This is a genomic window from Nocardia sp. NPDC003345 (assembly GCF_053589395.1).
The window spans coordinates 1-17,663 of sequence record NZ_JBSFRU010000108.1; the positions used below are offsets into that span (position 1 = coordinate 1).

At 69.2% G+C, this 17,663-nt stretch carries 17 protein-coding genes and 1 pseudogene; 9 read left to right on the forward strand and 9 right to left on the reverse strand.

Features of this window, described 5'->3' with window-relative positions; translation table 11 throughout:
* Positions 1–382: pseudogene (locus tag ACWDU1_RS14600) on the reverse strand (ferric enterobactin (enterochelin)-binding protein); the annotation flags it as partial.
* A 154-nt stretch (positions 383–536) separates the two neighbouring features.
* On the opposite strand from ACWDU1_RS14600, the gene ACWDU1_RS14605 reads away from it, so the two are divergent.
* Positions 537–1,319: a helix-turn-helix domain-containing protein gene (locus ACWDU1_RS14605; RefSeq protein ID WP_449998748.1), complete on the forward strand. Its 783-nt coding sequence runs from the start codon at positions 537–539 to the stop codon at positions 1,317–1,319.
* A 45-nt stretch (positions 1,320–1,364) separates the two neighbouring features.
* Here the strand turns inward: ACWDU1_RS14605 and ACWDU1_RS14610 are convergent, their stop codons facing one another.
* On the reverse strand, positions 1,365–1,832 hold the full coding sequence (locus ACWDU1_RS14610; RefSeq protein ID WP_449998750.1) for a polyketide cyclase: 468 nt from the start codon (positions 1,830–1,832) through the stop codon (positions 1,365–1,367).
* A gap of 180 nt (positions 1,833–2,012) precedes the next feature.
* Here ACWDU1_RS14610 and ACWDU1_RS14615 point away from each other — a divergent pair, with 180 nt between their 5' ends.
* The gene (locus tag ACWDU1_RS14615; protein WP_449998751.1) at positions 2,013–2,756 is read left to right on the forward strand and encodes a MerR family transcriptional regulator; all 744 of its coding nucleotides are present in this window, start codon (positions 2,013–2,015) and stop codon (positions 2,754–2,756) included.
* Positions 2,757–3,256: 500 nt separating this feature from the next.
* Here ACWDU1_RS14615 and ACWDU1_RS14620 read toward each other — a convergent pair whose 3' ends face one another.
* The gene (locus ACWDU1_RS14620; RefSeq protein WP_449998752.1) at positions 3,257–4,588 is read right to left on the reverse strand and encodes a DUF2252 domain-containing protein; all 1,332 of its coding nucleotides are present in this window, start codon (positions 4,586–4,588) and stop codon (positions 3,257–3,259) included.
* A 207-nt stretch (positions 4,589–4,795) separates the two neighbouring features.
* On the opposite strand from ACWDU1_RS14620, the gene ACWDU1_RS14625 reads away from it, so the two are divergent.
* The 3 genes from ACWDU1_RS14625 to ACWDU1_RS14635 all read left to right on the forward strand — a co-directional run bounded on the left by ACWDU1_RS14625 (position 4,796) and on the right by ACWDU1_RS14635 (position 8,874).
* Positions 4,796–6,745, forward strand: a complete 1,950-nt coding sequence (locus tag ACWDU1_RS14625) for a S9 family peptidase (RefSeq protein WP_449998775.1) — start codon at positions 4,796–4,798, stop codon at positions 6,743–6,745.
* 62 nt (positions 6,746–6,807) lie between these two features.
* Positions 6,808–7,413 (forward strand): dihydrofolate reductase family protein, encoded by a 606-nt coding sequence (locus tag ACWDU1_RS14630; protein WP_449998754.1) that lies wholly within the window; start codon positions 6,808–6,810, stop codon positions 7,411–7,413.
* A 177-nt stretch (positions 7,414–7,590) separates the two neighbouring features.
* The gene (locus ACWDU1_RS14635) at positions 7,591–8,874 is read left to right on the forward strand and encodes a lipase family protein (protein WP_449998756.1); all 1,284 of its coding nucleotides are present in this window, start codon (positions 7,591–7,593) and stop codon (positions 8,872–8,874) included.
* A gap of 3 nt (positions 8,875–8,877) precedes the next feature.
* On the opposite strand, the gene ACWDU1_RS14640 is transcribed toward ACWDU1_RS14635, so the two are convergent.
* The 4 genes from ACWDU1_RS14640 to ACWDU1_RS14655 all read right to left on the reverse strand — a co-directional run bounded on the left by ACWDU1_RS14640 (position 8,878) and on the right by ACWDU1_RS14655 (position 11,787).
* The gene (locus ACWDU1_RS14640; RefSeq protein ID WP_449998758.1) at positions 8,878–9,039 is read right to left on the reverse strand and encodes a zinc-binding dehydrogenase; all 162 of its coding nucleotides are present in this window, start codon (positions 9,037–9,039) and stop codon (positions 8,878–8,880) included.
* 152 nt (positions 9,040–9,191) lie between these two features.
* Entirely contained in the window at positions 9,192–9,572 is a 381-nt protein-coding gene (locus tag ACWDU1_RS14645) for an EthD domain-containing protein (RefSeq protein ID WP_449998760.1), read from the reverse strand.
* The gene (locus tag ACWDU1_RS14650; RefSeq protein ID WP_449998762.1) at positions 9,569–10,570 is read right to left on the reverse strand and encodes an LLM class flavin-dependent oxidoreductase; all 1,002 of its coding nucleotides are present in this window, start codon (positions 10,568–10,570) and stop codon (positions 9,569–9,571) included. The genes ACWDU1_RS14645 and ACWDU1_RS14650 overlap by 4 nt, the downstream gene beginning before the upstream one ends.
* Complete coding sequence (locus tag ACWDU1_RS14655) at positions 10,567–11,787, reverse strand: cytochrome P450 (RefSeq protein ID WP_449998777.1); 1,221 nt, start codon at positions 11,785–11,787, stop codon at positions 10,567–10,569. The genes ACWDU1_RS14650 and ACWDU1_RS14655 overlap by 4 nt, the downstream gene beginning before the upstream one ends.
* Positions 11,788–11,982: 195 nt before the next feature.
* On the opposite strand from ACWDU1_RS14655, the gene ACWDU1_RS14660 reads away from it, so the two are divergent.
* The gene (locus ACWDU1_RS14660; protein ID WP_449998764.1) at positions 11,983–12,693 is read left to right on the forward strand and encodes a TetR/AcrR family transcriptional regulator; all 711 of its coding nucleotides are present in this window, start codon (positions 11,983–11,985) and stop codon (positions 12,691–12,693) included.
* A complete protein-coding gene (locus tag ACWDU1_RS14665) occupies positions 12,690–13,397 on the forward strand; it encodes an SDR family NAD(P)-dependent oxidoreductase (RefSeq protein WP_449998766.1) in 708 nt (235 codons plus the stop codon). The genes ACWDU1_RS14660 and ACWDU1_RS14665 overlap by 4 nt, the downstream gene beginning before the upstream one ends.
* A 47-nt stretch (positions 13,398–13,444) precedes the next feature.
* On the opposite strand, the gene ACWDU1_RS14670 is transcribed toward ACWDU1_RS14665, so the two are convergent.
* Positions 13,445–14,776 carry a PucR family transcriptional regulator gene (locus ACWDU1_RS14670; RefSeq protein WP_449998768.1) on the reverse strand — a complete coding sequence of 444 codons (1,332 nt, stop codon included), beginning with the start codon at positions 14,774–14,776 and terminating at the stop codon, positions 13,445–13,447.
* A 239-nt stretch (positions 14,777–15,015) separates the two neighbouring features.
* Here ACWDU1_RS14670 and ACWDU1_RS14675 point away from each other — a divergent pair, with 239 nt between their 5' ends.
* On the forward strand, positions 15,016–15,789 hold the full coding sequence (locus tag ACWDU1_RS14675; RefSeq protein ID WP_449998770.1) for a MerR family transcriptional regulator: 774 nt from the start codon (positions 15,016–15,018) through the stop codon (positions 15,787–15,789).
* Positions 15,789–16,574 carry an adenylate/guanylate cyclase domain-containing protein gene (locus ACWDU1_RS14680; protein ID WP_449998772.1) on the forward strand — a complete coding sequence of 262 codons (786 nt, stop codon included), beginning with the start codon at positions 15,789–15,791 and terminating at the stop codon, positions 16,572–16,574. Before ACWDU1_RS14675 ends, ACWDU1_RS14680 begins: the two co-directional genes overlap by 1 nt.
* Before the next feature lie 169 nt (positions 16,575–16,743).
* Here ACWDU1_RS14680 and ACWDU1_RS14685 read toward each other — a convergent pair whose 3' ends face one another.
* Complete coding sequence (locus ACWDU1_RS14685; protein ID WP_449998773.1) at positions 16,744–17,661, reverse strand: helix-turn-helix transcriptional regulator; 918 nt, start codon at positions 17,659–17,661, stop codon at positions 16,744–16,746.
* Between the last annotated feature and the right edge of the window lie 2 nt (positions 17,662–17,663).

Consider the following 17,663-nt stretch of genomic DNA (forward strand, 5'->3'; position numbering starts at 1 on the left):
CGCCCGCGACGATCAGATCGGGGTCGGCCGCGAGGATGGCCTCGTAGTCGAAGCCGTCGGTGCTCCACGACAGCAATTCGGTGTTGTCCGCGGCCGCGTCGTCTTTCCAGAACTCCGAGAACTCGCCCGGTTTCCCGGAGTCCTCGGAGGTGGTCGCGACGACGGGTACATCCAGGTCGTAGAGGTATCCGGCCAGGGCGTAGTTCAGCACGACCACGCGCTGCGGGTCGGCGGGCACGGTGATGTCGCCCTGGGCCGTGTGCACGGTCCGGGTGGTCCCGGCGCCGGCCTCCGGATCCGAGGCGGAACAGGCGGCCAGCGCCACCGCGGCGGCGGTGAGGGCGGCGAGAACGGCGGGCAGCCGACGGCGACGCGATCGCATACAACCTCGATCCAGAGCAGAGCGAAGCCCGCCACGAGACAGGTCGTGGAGGGCCGATGAAAGTGAGGTTAGTCTAACCTTCTAAAACGCGGAGATCGGTCCGGAAGCGACATCGGCCCGGCACCGATCCGACACGTTCGCAGGAGGTCAGACGATGATGAAACCGCCCCTCGAGCTGGTCTCCGCCGTCCCGGTGAACTCCATTCGCTTCCTGGGCCACGACACGCACCAACACGATGTACCGCATCTCATCCATGTCGTCACCGGTATCGCGGAGGTGGTCGCCGACGGCGAGCGGATGCGATTGTCGACGAGGGAGAACCTGTGGCTGGCACCGGGGGTTCCGCATTCGGCGGCGCTGTCCGCGGGCGGGGTCGCGCTGGGGCCGATGCTGCCCGCGGGGACCCGGCCCCGGGAGCGGACCCAGCGGCTCGGCGTCGTGCCCGCCCTGACGGAGCTGATGACGACCGTCCTCGCCGCCGGTCCCGCCACCACCGAACAGATCACACCGTTCCGCAGTGCGCTCGACGCCCTGCTGCGGTCGCTGACCACGCAGTATTTCCCGCTCGCGCTGCCGTCGCATCCGGTCGCGCGGGCCATCGCGCGCGAGATCGTCGCCGCGGGCGAGACGCTCGACGAGGCAGCGGCGCGACGGCATATCAGTGTCCGCCACGTGCAGCGGATCTTCCACGAGGAGACCGGGCTGACGGTCACGCGGTGGCGGGCGCGGGCCCGCCTCAATATCGCGGTCGCCCGGTTGCGCGGTGGCGATACGCTCACCGTCGCGGCCCGATCGTCGGGCTACGCCACCCGGTCCGGCCTGCTCAAGGCGTTGCACCGGGAGACCGGTGTTCCGATGGCACTGCTCGCCGATAATCCGCTCGCCGCACTCGAGGCCGCCGATCCGGCGGCCGACCGGGCGCCGAGGTCGGCCTGAACGTGCCCGGTGAACCGGTACACCCCCGCGCCGCGCCCGGTCCGGCTAGTTCCGTTCCACCGTCCTGGCCAGGATGCCCAGGGTGGCCCGCAGCCCGGATTCGGGGATGATCGGGAAGATCTTCGCTTCGCGGTAGGGCGCGGCGATCTTGCTCCAGTCGTAGTACGACGTGACCAGGGTGCCGGTTTCGCTGGGTCGCAGGCGGTAGCCGTAGAGGTGTTCGATCGGCGGCTGGATCTGCCCGGAAATCGTCCACTCGATATGGGCATCGCGCTCGAACGCGGTGATGATGACAGTGACGTCGTATTTGCCCATGGGGAAATCGTTCAGCGATTCGCGGTCCATATGGACGACGAATCGGTCTCCCGCCGCGGTGACCGGTTCCCCTTCCGCGGACTGCAGCATGCCCGAACTGTCGATCGCCACATGTCCGCCGGGCGAACACAGCAGGGCGAAGATCTCGGCGGGCCGGGCCGCTATCTCACGCTGGACCTCGAACCGTTCTTCACTCATGAGAACCAGCCTCGCACAATCGCCGCGCGGCAGGCGGGTGAGCCGTCGAAGACCGCCGGTGCCGCGACGGTACGCCGGCGGGCGGGTCCGGATCTTGACCCGGCCCCCGGGGCATGGTTTGGAATATGCGGAAGGCCCGGCCCGGGCGTTCGCTCGGGCCGTGGCGGCGAGGAGGCGACGATGGCGTGGAGTACCCGGCAGCTCGCGGAACTGGCGGGGTCGACGGTGAAGGCGGTCCGCTACTACCACGAGATCGGGCTCCTCGACGAGCCGCGACGCCGGTCCAACGGCTACAAACAATACGAGGTCGAGCATCTGATCCGGCTGCTGCGGATCAAACGGCTCAGCGATCTCGGCGTTCCCCTGTCGCAGATCGCGGCGATGGACCGCGCGGACGAGGACCCGGACCGGTCGCTTCGCGCCCTGGACGCCGAACTCGAGGCCACGGTCGACCGGCTGAACAGGATCCGGGCGGAGCTCGCCGTCGTCCTGCGGCACCGCGCCCCGGCGTATACGCCGGCGGAGTTCGCGCCGGTGGTCGCGCTGGGCATGCCCGAAACGCACCAGTCGTTGCTCATGGTCTACTCGACCGTGCTGAGCGACCGGGCACTGGGAGTGCTCCGGGAGATGCTCGCCGAACGAGACCCCGTGGACGTCGAGTTCGAGAACCTCGCGGCCGATGCCGATGACGCGGTGATCAATTCCCTCGTCGAGCGGATGGTGCCGGTCACCCTGCGTACGCGCGAGCGATATCCGCTGTCGACCGATCTGGCCGCGGACGCGCCCGGCGGGAAGCGGCACGCCGAGGATACGGTCGCCCGGGCGATGATCGCGCTGTACAACCGGGCACAGCTGTGCGCGGTGCATCGGCTGAACCTCCGGCTGGCCCGTCGCGCCGGAGAATCCCGGGAGCCCGGGCCGTAGTCCCGGCCGCTGTCAGCGGGTACAGGCGGGCATCGGTTTCCCGGGCGCGGACCAGCACGGTGGGTGTCCGGCCGCGCCACGCGGAGTAGATTTGGGTCAGCGTCGCGGTGCGTCCCGAGCCGCCGCATCCTTCTACCGTGAGCAACGGACGGACGGGGCTTTCACCCGCCTCATCGGGTGCGGTCACCAGCTGATCGACGAAGTGCAGCAACTCGGTGCGTCCGGCGAACATCCACCCCTCCTGTGGACCGTGCGAACCCGGACGAGCGATCCGGGATTCCCGGCCCGGATCCTCGCCTGCCGACGCCGCATCACCGAAGCTCTTCGGGCGCACAATATTTCGGCAGTCGGTTCTCCCGCAGAAGACCCGCCGCGGCAGCACCGTGCACCGGAACTCGGAGCATGCTCATACCGCCGCCGTAGGCACGGCGTTCGCGGTGGACGGAAAAGAACCCCGCCGCTGTGGGCGGCTCAGCGCATTCCGGGCGGTACGGGACCGGTCATTCGCCCGACGCCCGTTCGAGACCGGGGATCTCGCCGTTGCGGAAGGCATCGACGAAGAGTTCGTGGTCCGCGCGGGTGCGGCGCGCGTACGACTGGCCGAAATCGACCATATCGCGGACGAATTCCTCCTCGTCGGACCCGATGACCGCGACGATCGCCTCCTCGCTCTGGAAATCGACGAGAGTCTGATCCGAGTCGGCGTCGGAAACACAGTGCATACCGGCGGTGGCCTGACCGAGGTACGCCACGACCGGCCGCATCTCGTTCGGCTCGGTGAGATCGGACCAGTCGAGGTCGCTGACGTAGGGGGAGAGTTCGGAGACGATATAGCCCGCGCCGCGGATCTCGGTGTACCCGAGCCACGGATCGGCATGTGCCTGCAGCGCTCGCTGGGATACGGCGGTGCGATGGCCGTGATGCCGGAAATAGTCTTTGATCCGCTCGTCCTGCACGATCCGGCTGGGCGCGGCCACGTTCCCCTGTTTCATGGACAGGATCACATCGTTCTCCAGGGCTTCGGTCTGGCCCTCCACGAGAATGTTGTAGGCGGGCAGCCCCGCCGAGCCGATCCCGAATCCGCTGCGGCCCACGATATCTTTCACGTCGTAGGTGATGCTCCGGAACCGCTTGTGCTCCGGAATCGTTTCCAGGTAGCGGGTGAACGCCTCGCGCACCACCTCGCACTCCTGGTCGTCCAATTGCCGGACGCCTTTGCCGGGCCGGAAACGGCGCTCGTAGTTCTCGACCATCGTGGTGCTCGCCAGCAGCGAGGTGCGGGTGTTCATCCGGGCGTCGAGCAGGACATCGTGCACCGGGCCCTCGGTATTGCGCAGATGCAATTTGAAATCCTGCTCCGCGCGGGTGCCGTCGTGGAAGGCCCGTACCAGATCCACATAGGAGCGTACGTAGGTCTCGATCAGCATGTCGATATCGGCGTCGGAGACGGCCTTGCGGCGGGCCAGGAGCGCCACACTGGCGCAGAACCGTTTGATATCCCAGGTGAAGGAGCCCAGATAGGCCTCGTCGAAATCGTTCACGTCGAAGACGAATTGGCCCGCGGAATCCATATAGGTGCCGAAGTTCTCCGCGTGCAGGTCGCCCTGGATCCAGATCCTGGCGGTGCGTTCATCGGCCCAGCGGTCCTCGGCGCCGGCCATATCCCGATAGAAGAGGCACGCCGACCCGCGGTAGAAGGCGAACGGGTTGTCGGCCATCTTGCGGAACTTCTTGCGGAAGGCGGCCGGGTCGTCGTTGATCATGTCACCGAAGGCCGCGGTGAACACCTCGACGATCTCGGCCATGCGATCCTGCGGATTCTGCTCGCTCATACCGTTGTCCATACCCACGGTTCGCCGCCGGTCCTCTCGTCGTCGCCGCGGCGCCGGACGCGCGGCCATCGATTCGATCGTGCCAGAACCGGTCGGCGCCCACCTCGGATCTCCGGGCGCGGCGGCCACGCTTGAGTATGCCGCGACGGCACAGTGTTCTATCGAGAACGTCAACGTTTCCGGAGCCGAGTGGAGTGGACAGTGACCATGACCGGAGGACCTGCCGACCGGCGACCCGCCCTGATCGAGATCGAGGAGTTCTTCGCCGACCCGCGGTTCGCGAACCCGTCGATCTCCCCGGACGGCACCCGTCTGGCCTATCTCGCTCCGCACCGGGGCCGCCGCAACGTCTGGGTCCGCGGTATCGATCGGACCCACGACGAGGCCGTCCCCGTCACCCACGACTCCCGCCGGGGGATCACCACCTACTACTGGACCGACGACCCTCGCTGGTTGCTCTACCTGCAGGACATCGACGGTAACGAGGACTGGCATCTGTACCGCGTCGACCTCGACGATCCCGAGGCCCCGGCCGTCGACCTCACCCCGATGGACCCGGGGTCGCGGGTGGTGGGTGCCGGGCCGCTACCGTCGGTTCCCGGCAGCGTGCTGGTGACGATGAACCGGCGCCCGATGTTCTTCGATATGTTCCGGATCGATATCGCCACCGGCGAGACGACCCTGCATCGTGAACAGGACGACCCGACCGCCGCCGTGTTGCTCGACCGCCGCGGTGAGCCCGCCTTCCGCACCGCGCTCACCGCGGACGGCACGGTCGAGGTCTCCGCGATCGATCCCGGTACCGGACAGGCGCGGTTTCTGCGGCACCTCGGCGGCGCCGAACATCCGATGAGTGTGCAGCCCCAGGAGGTCACCGCCGACGGGCGCGGGCTGCTCGTCGGATCGTTCCAGGACGGCGACGATCTGCGGCTGGTGCGTATCGATCACGCGACGGGTGCGGAGACGGTGGTCGCCGCGGTCGAGGGACACGACCTCGATATCAGCGGTCAGCTGTTGCCCGGTGTGCTCCCGCCCCCGGTCTACACCCACCGCCACACCGGCGAGGTGCTCGCGGCACGGTTCGTCGGCGATCGGCCGCATATCGAGATTCTCGATTCGCATTTCGCCGAGGTCCACGCCCGGCTGGAGAAACTGTCCGACGGGGTGCTAGGCACGGTGTCCTGCGATGACTCCGGTCGACGCTGGGTCGCCACCTTCACCCATGACCGCGACCCCGGGGTCACCTGGTTCTACGACCACGCCACCGGCGAGGCCCGGTTGCTGTTCCGCTCCTTCCCGGACCGCGACCCGGCCACCATGGCACCCATGGAGCCGGTCGGTTTTCCCGCCCGCGACGGACTGCCCCTGCACGGGTTCCTCACGCTGCCGGTCGGGGTCGAACCGCGGAACCTCCCGCTGGTGCTGGCGGTGCACGGCGGGCCCTGGTATCACGACTCGTGGGGCTTCGGCCTCGACGCCCAGTTCCTCGCCAATCGCGGCTACGCGGTGCTGCAGGTGAACTTCCGCGGTTCGCTGGGCTATGGAAAACGCCATGTCACCGCGGCAATCGGCGAATTCGCCGCGGCCATGCACGACGATCTCCTCGACGCGGTCGACTGGGCCGTGGACCGGGGCTACGCCGATCCCGCCCGCATCGGCATCTACGGCGGCTCCTACGGCGGGTACGCCGCACTCGTCGGTGTGACGGTCACCCCGGACCGGTTCGCCGCCGCCGTCGACTACGTCGGCATCTCCGATCTCGCGAATTTCCTGCGCACCCTGCCGCCGTTCACCCGGGCTTTCAACATCAACAACTGGTACCGCTACGTCGGCGATCCCGAGATCCCCGAGCAGGAGGCCGATATGCTGGCCCGCTCGCCGATCACCATGGTCGACCGGATCCGCACCCCGCTGCTGGTCGCCCAGGGTGCCAACGACGTCCGCGTGGTGCAGGCCGAATCGGACAATATCGTCGCCCGGCTGCGGGATCGCGGGGTCCCGGTGGAGTATCTGATCGCCGAGGACGAGGGACACGGTTTCGAGAACACCGAGAACCGGATCCGCCTGTATCGCGCGATCGAGCGGCATTTCGCCCGGCACCTCGGCGGCCGCACCGCCGAGCCGGACCCCTCGAGCGCGGAGTCCGCGCCCCGGTAGAACCCGGCCGGCGGCGGCGCCCGCGCCCGATGAGTCCGGGCCGCTGCCGCCGTCTACACATCATGGCGACAGTGACAATGCACGCGGTGGTGTCGGTCGACGGGTTCATCGCCGACGACAACGACGACGTCGGGCCACTCTTCGACTGGTACTTCAACGGCGATGTGCCGCTGGTCGAGGACGAGGACCTCGAACGCACCCACGCCCCGTTCCGGCTCGGTCGCCGCTCCTACGACTACACCCGTCCGTTCTGGGACAGTATCGGCGCCACGATCCAGGGTCGGCATCTGTTCGATATGACCAACGGCTGGGAGGCCCGGCCACCGGCGGGTGACCACCTGCTCGTCGTCTCGCACCGGCCCAAGCCCGAAGGCTGGCATCCCGAGGCGGATGTGCCGTTCTTCGACGATATCGCCGCGGCCGTCGCGGAGGCGAAACGCCGGGCCGGTGACCGGGCGGTGGCGGTATGCGCCGGGGATGTCGGAGGGCAGGCGCTCGCGCTCGGGCTGGTCGACGAGGTGGCGATGGATGTGGTGCCGGTGGTGTTCGGCTCGGGCAAGCGGTATTTCGGGCCGGTGGACGCCCGGCACCTGCTCGAGGATCCCCACGTGGTCGTCCAGGGTGACCGGGTGCTGCATCTGAGATATCGCGTGCGCCGGGCGGCCTGATCACCGTCCCGGTGCCCGGCCGCGCACCGCTCGACTCGATCCGACTCGGCGCCGCGACCTCCGGCCCTGTGCCCGCCGGATGGCATAGGCTGTGGCCCGGCAGGGCATACCTGCCGGTTCCGCGCTCGAACAGTGCCACTTCAGCTCCCCGGATGGACCACATCGCGAAGGATCGGTATGAAGAGCGAAAAACGCGCCTGGGTCGCCGCATTGACCGGAACACTCGTCGCCGTCGCGTGCGCAGCGATCGCCGCGCCCCCCGCGTGGGCGCAGCCCGCGGCGACGCAACCGCAGCCGGCCGGCGGCGATATCCTCCGCGCCGAGGCGTCCCGGCCAGTGGCCTCCGGTGTGCCCGGAACCGTTCCGGCGCGGTCGACGCGACTCATCTACGCCAGCAGCGACACCCACGACGCGCCGACCACGGTGGTGGGGACCTATCTGGAGCCGCTCGCGCCGTGGACCGGCCCGGGCGAGCGTCCGCTGGTGGCGTATGCGGGCGGTACCCAGGGACAGGGCGCCGAGTGCGCACCGTCGGCGATGGTGTCGCAGGTGGTCCGGGTCCAGCCGCCGGCCGATGTGGTCGTCGAATACGACCTGATCGCGATCAATCAGCTGCTGGCCCGCGGGATGTCGGTCGTGATGACCGACTACCACGACTATTCCGTGCCCGGTCCCCACAACTTCCTCAACCGCAAAACCCAGGCCCACGCGGTCCTGGATTCGGCGCGCGCCGCCTTGCACCTGCCCGGTAGCGGCCTGCATCCCGGCTCGCCGGTGATGATCTACGGCTACTCGCAGGGCGGGATGGCCTCCGCGGCCGCGGCCGAACTGCAACCGCGATACGCCCCCGAGCTGAATGTGCGCGGCGCCTATGTGGGCGGGCCCCTGGCCGGTCCGCAGGACTACATCGCGCACAGCGACGGCCAGCCCGGGGTGGCGCCGGCCATCGCCTGGATCCTGAACGGTATCGCCGCCGACTATCCCGAGACCCGTCCGGCGCTCGACGCCGCACTCAACGACACCGGTAAGGCGATCCTGCGCGATTCGATCGGTAAATGCGGCGGCGGCCTCTCCAACATCATGTCGCAACCGCAGCACACGTCCCGGTGGACCACCAGCGGGCTGCCCGTCACCGCGGTGATCGACGGCTCCCCGGAGTTGAAGAGGGCGTTCGACGAGCAGCGGCTCGGCGGGACCGCTCCCGGAGTGCCGGTCCGGGTCTACTCGGCCCGTAACGACGAGGGCGTCGCGCCGTACCCGGTGGTGCGGAGTATGGCCGCGAGCTGGTGCGGCGGTGGTACACCGGTCCAGCTGGAACCGGACGCCGCGGTGCCTCCGCTGTCCGGAGTGCTGGGCACTCACGATGTGGCGTTCTTCCCGTCGCTGACCACCTCACAGCAGTGGGTGACGGATCGGCTCGCGGGTGTGCCGGCGCCGGTGAACTGCGCGGCGCTGCCGTAGGGCTCAGGCCAGCAGCACCGTCTTGCCCTGCGCATGCCCGAGGTGCAGGTGCCGGACGGCCGCTGCCGCTTCCCGCAGCGGGTGCCGCCGCTCGATGAGCGGAACGAGGGCGCCGTCGGCCGGCGGCGTCGCCAGATACTCGAGATCGGCGCGGGACTGCCGCATGAACCGCCTGACCACCCGGGTCATCGCGGGCGAGCACGACGGTATCGCCGATTTCGACTTCGGCCTCGACCTGATACTCGACGGCCTGGAACGGCTACTTCCGCCGTGACCGGCGGGTCCGGGCACCCGGCTCTCCTGCCACCGGGCCGGATTCAGGCGCCGGAGCCCGCGCCGAGGGTGGATTCGTATTCGACGGTGATCGCGACCCGCAGTTTCGTGCGGTCGAACAACTGTTCCTCGTCCGCGAGGATCTCCGGTGGCGGCTGATTGCGGGCGGTGTGGGCGGCGACGGCCTCGGCGGTGGACCGGTCGCGCAGCCACAGTTCGGTGATGACGTCGAACGGCAGTTCTTCTCCGCCGACCGGATCGAGATAGCGGCGGAGATAGCGCACCAGGCCGTGGGCGTGTTTCTCGCCGAGTTTCGAGTGGGTGTTCTCGTAGTACTCCCGGAATGCCTCGACACTCATACCGGGTTTGCGCTTCAGGAAGAGCAGGACCTTGTAGAGGGGTTCGGGGGCCGCGCTGTCGTTCATGGTGTGTTCTCCGGGATCTCGACGGTGCGGGCCGCCGCCGCGAAGGCGCGTAGTTCGCGTGCCACATCGGGGCCGCTCGGTGTGTAGACGAGTTCTCCTACGCCGAGGCCGGCGAGCCGGGTCAGTTCGGTGCGGATGTCCTCGGGTTCCCCGATCACGGTGGGAAACCCGCCGTCGTAACCGGCCAGCGGCCGGTCGCGGTCGGTGAGGTGGGTGACGTGTCCCTCGTAGTTCAGCAGGTGACGTTCGTGCTCGGGAGCGAGTCGCTCGAGAGTTTCGCGCCACTGCTTCCCGCCGGGCATCGCGTCGACGGCCGCGGCGCCGCCGAGGGCGTACGCCTCGTGATAGGCGACCACCCGCCACGGGGCGACCGCCGCCGCCACCCGCGGGCCGTCGCTCGCCTCGCCGGGGCCCAGCACCGAACCCGCCCGCATGGTCGCGACCGGAACCGGCTGCCGCCCCGCGGCGCCGATGATGCCGTCGGCGATACGGCCCGCGAGTGCGACCGCGCGCGGCCCGAACGCGCTCAACCAGATCTCGGCATCGACCGGACGGTCCGCGCTCAGACCCGGGGCGTGCAGCATCCGGGCGGCGCTGCCGTCGATGGTCACCGTCGAACCGGCGAGCAGTCCACGCACGGCCGTGACGTACTCCTCCAGCGCGCGCAGGGTCATCGGCCGCTGCCCCATGGTCCGGCGCGCGGTGGCCCCGGTGCCGAAACATGCCCGGAACCGGCCACCGGACAACCGCGCCAGCGCGGCGATCGAGGCGGCCATCGCCATTTCCGAGCGTTCGCCCGGGATCAGCACCGCGGTGGCGAGGCCGATACGCGAGGTGCGTTGCGCGGCGATCGCGAGATGGACGAACGGGTCCTCCCACAGCGGCGCCGAATCGAATATCCAGACCCGCGAGTACCCGGATTCCTCGGCGAGCACGGTCAGATCGGCGAACTCGGGGCCGGGCGGAAGCCCGCAGGACACTTCGAGCGGGGTCGTCACGCCGGGTTCTCCGCGAGGTCGACCTCGAGGTGCAATTCGGTCAGCCCGCGCAGGATGTAGGTCGGGACGAAGGAGAAGCGCCGCGCTCCGGCGGGGCCGTGTTTCTCTTCGGACAGCCTGATATCGGTGGTGCCGGCCAGGAGCCGCTCGATACTCACCCGGGCCTCGGTCCGCGCCAGCGGCGCTCCGGGGCAGGTGTGCGGTCCGCGTCCGAAGGCGATGTGCTTGCGGACGTTGGGTCGCGCGAGGTCGAAGGTGGCCGGATCGTCGAACAGGCGCGGGTCGCGGTTGGCGGCGCCGTTCATCACCATCAGGGTGGTACCCGCCGGAATATCGACGCCGCCGACCGTGGTGTCGACGGTGGCGAGCCGGAAATCGCCTTTGACGGGGCTTTCGAAGCGCAGGGCCTCCTCGATGAAATTCGGGACGCGTTCGGGGTTCGCGCGCAGGTCCTGCTGGAGTTCACGGTTGTCGGCGAGGAGCATCAGCGCCGAACTCAGCAGCCGCACCGTGGTTTCCTGACCCGCCGAATAGAGATTGGCCGCCAGGCGGACGATATCCATCACCTCCGGCGCCGACCCGTCGGGGAACCGGGCGACGGCCATATCGCTGAGGGTGTCGCCGCGGGGCGTGCGTCGCCGGTCTTCGATATAGCGTGCGAATTTCTCGTAGAGGTATTCGAGCGGAGTATGCGACATCGCGCGCCGCCCGGACGCGCCCACACCACCGCCGCGGGCCTGGCGGGTCATCGTGGCCGCGAACTCGGCCCGGTCGTCCTCGGGAACGCCGAGCAGATCGGCGATCACCAGCAGCGTGAACGGTCCGGCGAACTCGCCGATGTAGTCACCGCCGCCCGCGGCCAGATACGGATGCAGTACCTGGTCCACCCGCTGCCACATGAATTCTTCGTTCTCGCGCAGGCGTTTCGGGGTGATCAAGCCCATGAGCAGGGCGCGGTGGCGGGTGTGATGGGGCGGGTCCATCACGGTCACCTGGTCGCTGAACGGCAGTTCGGCGCGATGGGCATCGATCAGCGCCCGCACGTCGCCGCCCTCGAGCGGGACCGGGAATCCGGGGAACGGGCCACTCACCGAGATACACGAGGAGAACCGGTCGGCGTCGCCGAGAACGTCGATCGCCTCTTCGTAGCCGGTGATCATCATGACGTCGTGATGCGGCTCCCGCACGACCGGGCACTGTTCGCGCAGCGACTCCATATACGGATACGGGTCCGCCACCGGGCTCTTGTCGCGGAAGAAATCGACGGTGTCGGGTGTGCTCACGGGTACCTCGGATTCCTCGATGCCGACGCCGGCGGTCGGGCGGGCCGTCGCGTCGGCGGTTGCCAATTCATACGCGGTCGTATAGTGATGGAATCATACGAGTGCGTCTGATTGAAAGGGGCCGTTTCGGTGACCACGCGACCACGGCGGCCGGGCCGGCCCACCAGTACCGAGGCGGCCGAGCTCGTCGAGCGATTGCGCGAAGCCGCGGTGCAGACCTTCCTCGAACGGGGTTACGACGGCGCGACCATGGAGGCCATCGCCCGGGCGGCCGGTGTCACCAAACAGACCCTCTACGCCCGCTATCCGGATAAGCGCGCCGTCTTCGCGGAGGTGATCCCGTGGGCGATGAGCCGGCGCGACCCGCACACCCAGGTCGATCCGCCCCCGGGTGACGACCTCGGTGCCTCGCTGCTCGCCCTCGCGCGGGAGGCGTTGGCCCGGATATCGGACCCGCAGCTGGTCAAACTGCAGCGGATCGCGATGAACGAATCATCCCGGTTCCCGGAATTCGCCGTCAGCGCCGAAACCGTCGCCTGGTCACCGCGTTTGCGCGCGGTCCGCGATCTGCTCCGGCGGCACCTCGAGGCCGGGCATATCGAGCTCGCCGCCGATGATCTCGAACTCGCCGCCGAACACTTCCTGGTCCTGGTGGAATCCGAACCCTGGCGAATGGCCGAATTCGGCGTCTACCGCACACCCGAACAGGCCGACAGGCATCTCCGGTTCGCAGTCACCCTCTTCCTGCGCGCGCTGCTGCCGCGCGGCGGCGGCGCGACGTGGTCCGAAATCCCCGCGGCGGTCACCGGAGCCGATATCGACAAGGAGTCGTCAGCATGAAAACAGCAGTGGTCACCGGAGGTGCCTCCGGGATCGGGCTCGGTATCGCGCAACGCCTGCGCTCCGGCGGATACACCGTCGCGACCCTGGATCTCGACCCCGGCCCGGACGACGACCTGGCCTATCGCGCCGATGTGACCGATCCGGAACAGATCGCGGCCGCGCTCTCGGCGATCCGTGAGAAGACCGGCCCGGTCACCATATTGGTCAACTCCGCGGGCCTGGAGAGTTTCAAACGCTTCGCCCACCTCACCTTCGACGAATGGCAGCGGGTATTCGATGTCAACGTCAACGGTGTCTTCCACTGTGTGCAGGCGGTTCTGCCGGATATGCTGGCGGCGGGCTGGGGGCGCATCGTGAACATCTCGTCGTCGAGCACCCATTCGGGTCAGCCGCTCATGTCCAGCTATGTGGCGGCGAAATCCGCGGTCAACGGTTTGACCAAATCCCTGGCGCTGGAACTGGGTCCCTCCGGAATCACCGTGAACGCCGTACCGCCCGGGTTCATCGATACTCCGATGTTGCGCAAGAACGAGAAGGTCGGCCGGCTCGGCGGCACGGTCGAGGACCATATCCTGCGCACTCCCGTCCGCCGGATCGGCACGCCCGCCGATATCGCCGCCGCCTGCGCGTTCCTGGTCTCCGAGGAGGCCGGCTACATCACCGGCCAGCTGCTCGGGGTCAACGGGGGCCGCAACACCTGACCGATACGCCCGCTGTCCACGGTTCGGTGGTCGCGTTCGTGATTGCGCTACCCGGTGGCCGCGGCCAGCGCCCCGGCCCCGCGACCGATTTGGGCCGGCGGTCGCACCTGGGCCGAGCCGGGACCCATGTTCGGCCGAGGTGCCGGTCCCGGGACCGTCTCGAACATCGGGCCGGTCTCGTAGGCGCCCGCGACGAGGGCCGCCTGCAGATGCCACAGATCGTCGGCCCGGGCGGGGTCCAGGCCGGTGTGGTGGGCGATGCGGCGCAACCGGTAGTCGAGGGTGTTGGCGTGGATATACAGCGCCCGCGCGGTGACCTGGCGGTTGCGGTCGTTGGCCAGATGCGTGGCGAGGGTCTGCAGGAGTTCGGGCTGGGAGTGCAACGGATCCAGCGCCGTGGCCAGCTGTCGCCGCGCCGGGCCCGGCCGGGTGATCTGGTACTCCACCGCGAGATCGGCCATCCGGTACAGCCCGGCGGGTTTGTGCAGGCGCTGGGCCAGGTCGAGCAGTTCGTGGGCGCGGCGGGTGGCATCGGGCACCTCGTCCGGGCGTGCGGACACCACGGTCGCCAGCAGCGGTTCGCGGGCCGCGCCGCGCAGGCGCTCGAACAGGCCCGCGACCTCGGAATCGCCGGATCCCGACCGCGGCACGAGGACGGTGCCGCCGGCTTCGCTGAGCCGGGCGGGCGGCATATCCCCGCCGATGCAGAGTTCGGCGCGTACGCGGCGTAGCCGGCGCCGGATTTCGGTGCGGTCGCCGCCGGGCCCGGAATCCGCGTCGGGGAGGGCCAGGGCCAGCACCGAGTAGGAATCCGCGCTCCGGAAACCGTTCTCGCGGGCTGTCTCCGCGGTGGTCGAACCCGAGATCAGCGCGGTCGCCAGCGCCTCGGCCCCGGCGTAGCGGGCGGCGGTGTGGGCGCGTAGTTCGCGCAGGTAGGCCGCCGTGAAGCCGGTGATCACACGGTCGAGCACCTCGGCCAGCCGCTGCCCCGCGGCCACCATGATCTGCGCGTCGGCGCCGCCGGCTCTTCCGGCCAGAAGGTCCAGCACGAACCGGAATCCGAGATGGGTGGCATGCTGTACGGCCTCAAGGGCCACCCCTTCCGCGGCCCAGTCCGCGATCCGGGTCGCCAGTGCGGTGGGTACGGCGCTTACCGACCGGCCCTGCAGTGCCGCCGCCACCAGATCCAGGCAACCGGCCACCACCTCGGCGGCGTCGTGGCGTAGCACCCCGCACGGCATCGTGACATCGGGTGCGGCATCGCCGGAACCGGCCAGATGGTCCAGTAACTGCTGGGACAGTCGGGGTGTGCGGCCCAGATGCTTCACCGCGGGCATCCCGGCGATCTCCAGTTCCGCAATAGCGTGAGAGCTGCTCATCAGCACCGATCTCGACCTCCTTGCCGCTTTCGCACGGATGCCGCGCCGACGAGAGGCCCGACATCCGTATCAGTAAAAACTGTAACTGATGGTGAGTTGCACCACAACGGCGATGTCCTCACCCGTGGATTAACGCGAAGGAGACCGGTCGGTCGTTGTGTTCGAACCAGCATCTACTGAGACAGTGGGGTTAAGCTTGCCGTCATTCGGCTCGCGGACCGGTGAGCGGGAGGACGACGATGACGCCACGAACACAGGAGTACCGGGTTGCCGAACTGGCCGAGGCCGCCGGTGTCGCGGTACGAACAGTGCGCTACTACCAGGAGCGCGGCCTGCTCGAGGCCCCGCGCCGGCAGGGCCGGCACGCCTTCTACAACCACACCCACCTCGAGCGGCTGAAACTCGTCGCCGATCTGCTCGCTCGCGGCCACAGCCTGGAAGGTATCGCCGACCTGCTGACCAGCGCCGAGCACGGCGGCGGCGTATCCGAACTACTGGGGTTCGAATCGGCGGCGTCGGTGGCGTGGGGCGACCGCGAGGTCGATATCGATTTCGCGGAGATGCTGGACCGTTTCGGTGAGCAGGCCACCCCGGAGGCCATCACCGAAGCGATCGCCCTGGGCTATCTGCGTATCGAGGACGACCGCTTCGTCTATTCCAGCGGCCGGCTGCTCGAGGCCGCCACCGCGTTCGTCACCGTGGGTATTCCGCTGCGTTCGATCCTCGCCTTGAGCTGGGAACTGGAGGCGGCCTTCGACCGGATGGCCTTCGCGTTCGTCCGGGAGTTCCGGGTCAATCTGGTCAACCAGGTCGTGGAAAACCCCTCGCCCGAACGATTACACGAGCTGGCGGGCACCCTCGCCGAACTCCGCCCGGCGGTGCGCCTGGTCGCCGACGAACTCCTGGCCCGGGCCATGGACCGCCGGATCCACGCGGACCTGCCCGAGGTCTCCCAGCAATTGAGCCAGGCCGCGGGCGCCGAAAACAATCCGCCGCCGGACGGTGCCCGGTGATGATCGCCTACGTGCTCGCGGCGGTCGTCGTCGCCGAGGCGGCCGGCCTGGTCGTGCTGTGGCGGTTGCTGGTGCGTACGCGGCACGAGCTGGCCGAAGTCCAGCGCCGTACCGATACCAGACAGCGGCTGATGGACGGCGGCCGGGAAGCGGTGAAGACCGTCTGGCAGACCGCGAGTCTCGTGCGCCGGAAAGGTTTCCGCGCGGCGATGCTCAGCTCGATCGAGGAGCTGGCCGGCTGGGCGCAGGTCGAACGACCCGATCTGGCACGGCTCACCGCGGGCGGCGATGTCGTGATCGCCTTCTCCGATATCGAGGGATCCACCGCGCTCAACGAAAGGCTGGGCGATCGTGCCTGGGTCGCCCTGCTGGGCCGGCACGACCGGCTGATCCGCAGGCTCGTCGCTCGCCACGACGGTCATATCGTGAAGAGTCAGGGCGACGGATTCATGATCGCCTTCGGCGACCCCGAGGAGGCGGTGCGCTGCGGTCTGGATGTGCAGGGCGCCATCGGTACCGTCACCGGGTCCCTGGCCGGAGTCCGTGTCCGCATCGGTATCCATATGGGCCGCTCGGTGCGCCGCGGCGACGACCTCTTCGGCCGCAATGTCGCCATGGCCGCCCGCGTGGCCGCCCAGGCGCAGGGCGGTGAGGTGTTGGTCAGCGAGGAGGTGCGTGAGGCCGTCGCGGGCCGCCCGGATATCACCGTCACCGCAGCGCGGGAAGCCGAACTGAAAGGATTCAGCGGTTCCTACCAGCTGTACTCGGTCGCGGCGGAGGACTGATCACGGGCGCCCGGTCTGCCTCCGGGTTCGTCGGTGGTCCCCGGCGGCGCGGCCGGGCAGGCGATCGTCCGCGCGGGCCGCGGCGATGGCCGCGGAACCGGGCTCCCGCATCCTGCCGGCCGCGATCAGGACCTCGGCCTTGTCCCGGTTGATCTTCGACCACGGGCACTTATTCTCGGCCGTAGCGCTCGACGAGTGCCGCGCCCAGTGCGGCGAGTTCGTCGCGTACCGCGGCCGGTTCGATCACCTCGATATCGGTGCCCCAGCCCGCCAGTTGTTCGGCGACGGCCCGCGGGGTGTGCGCGGTGAGCCGGACCCGGACCCGGCCGTCGGGGGCGGCGCCGAGGACCTCGCAATGCCGGCCCTGCCGATCGCGCAGGATCGGCAGGAGCCTTTCGCTGATCAGGGCGGTAGCGGCGGTGGTCGCGCGGCGCTGTTCCATTTCCTCCACGATTTCCGCCCACACGGCGGGAAGGTCGAGTCCGGCCGGCCGGTCCGATCGCAGGTCGGTCGGTTCCGCGTGCAGGATCCGGTCCACCCGGTAGGTGCGGCGGCCGTGGTCGGTGCCGGCCACCAGATACCAGAGGGCGTCTTTGTCGATCAGGCCCCACGGGTCGACGACGCGCTCGGTCGCCTCTCCGCCGCGACCCCGGTAACGCAGCACGACCCGGCGGCGGCGCACCACGGCCTGCTGCAGTTGCCGCACCGTTTCGGGTAGTTCGCGCCCGGTGCGGCCCCAGCCGGCCGGATCGATCACGACCGCGTCGGCGGCCGCCTCGGCCTCACCACGGAAGGTCGCGGGCAGGGCGCGCAGCAGTTTTCGCAGCGCCGACCGTGCTTCCGGCACCGCTTCCGCGGACGGACCGGTGAGCAGGAACAGGGCGCGGGCCTCACCGGCGGTCAGACCGCTGAGATCGGTGCGGGCCCCGCCGATCAGCGACCATCCGCCGCCGCGGCCGGCCTGGGGGTATACCGGCACACCCGCGGTCGACAGGGCCTCGAGATCACGCCGGGCCGTCGCCACCGACACCTCGAGTTCGGCCGCGATCTCGGCGGCGGTGACCCGTCCGCGGGTCTGCATCAGCAACA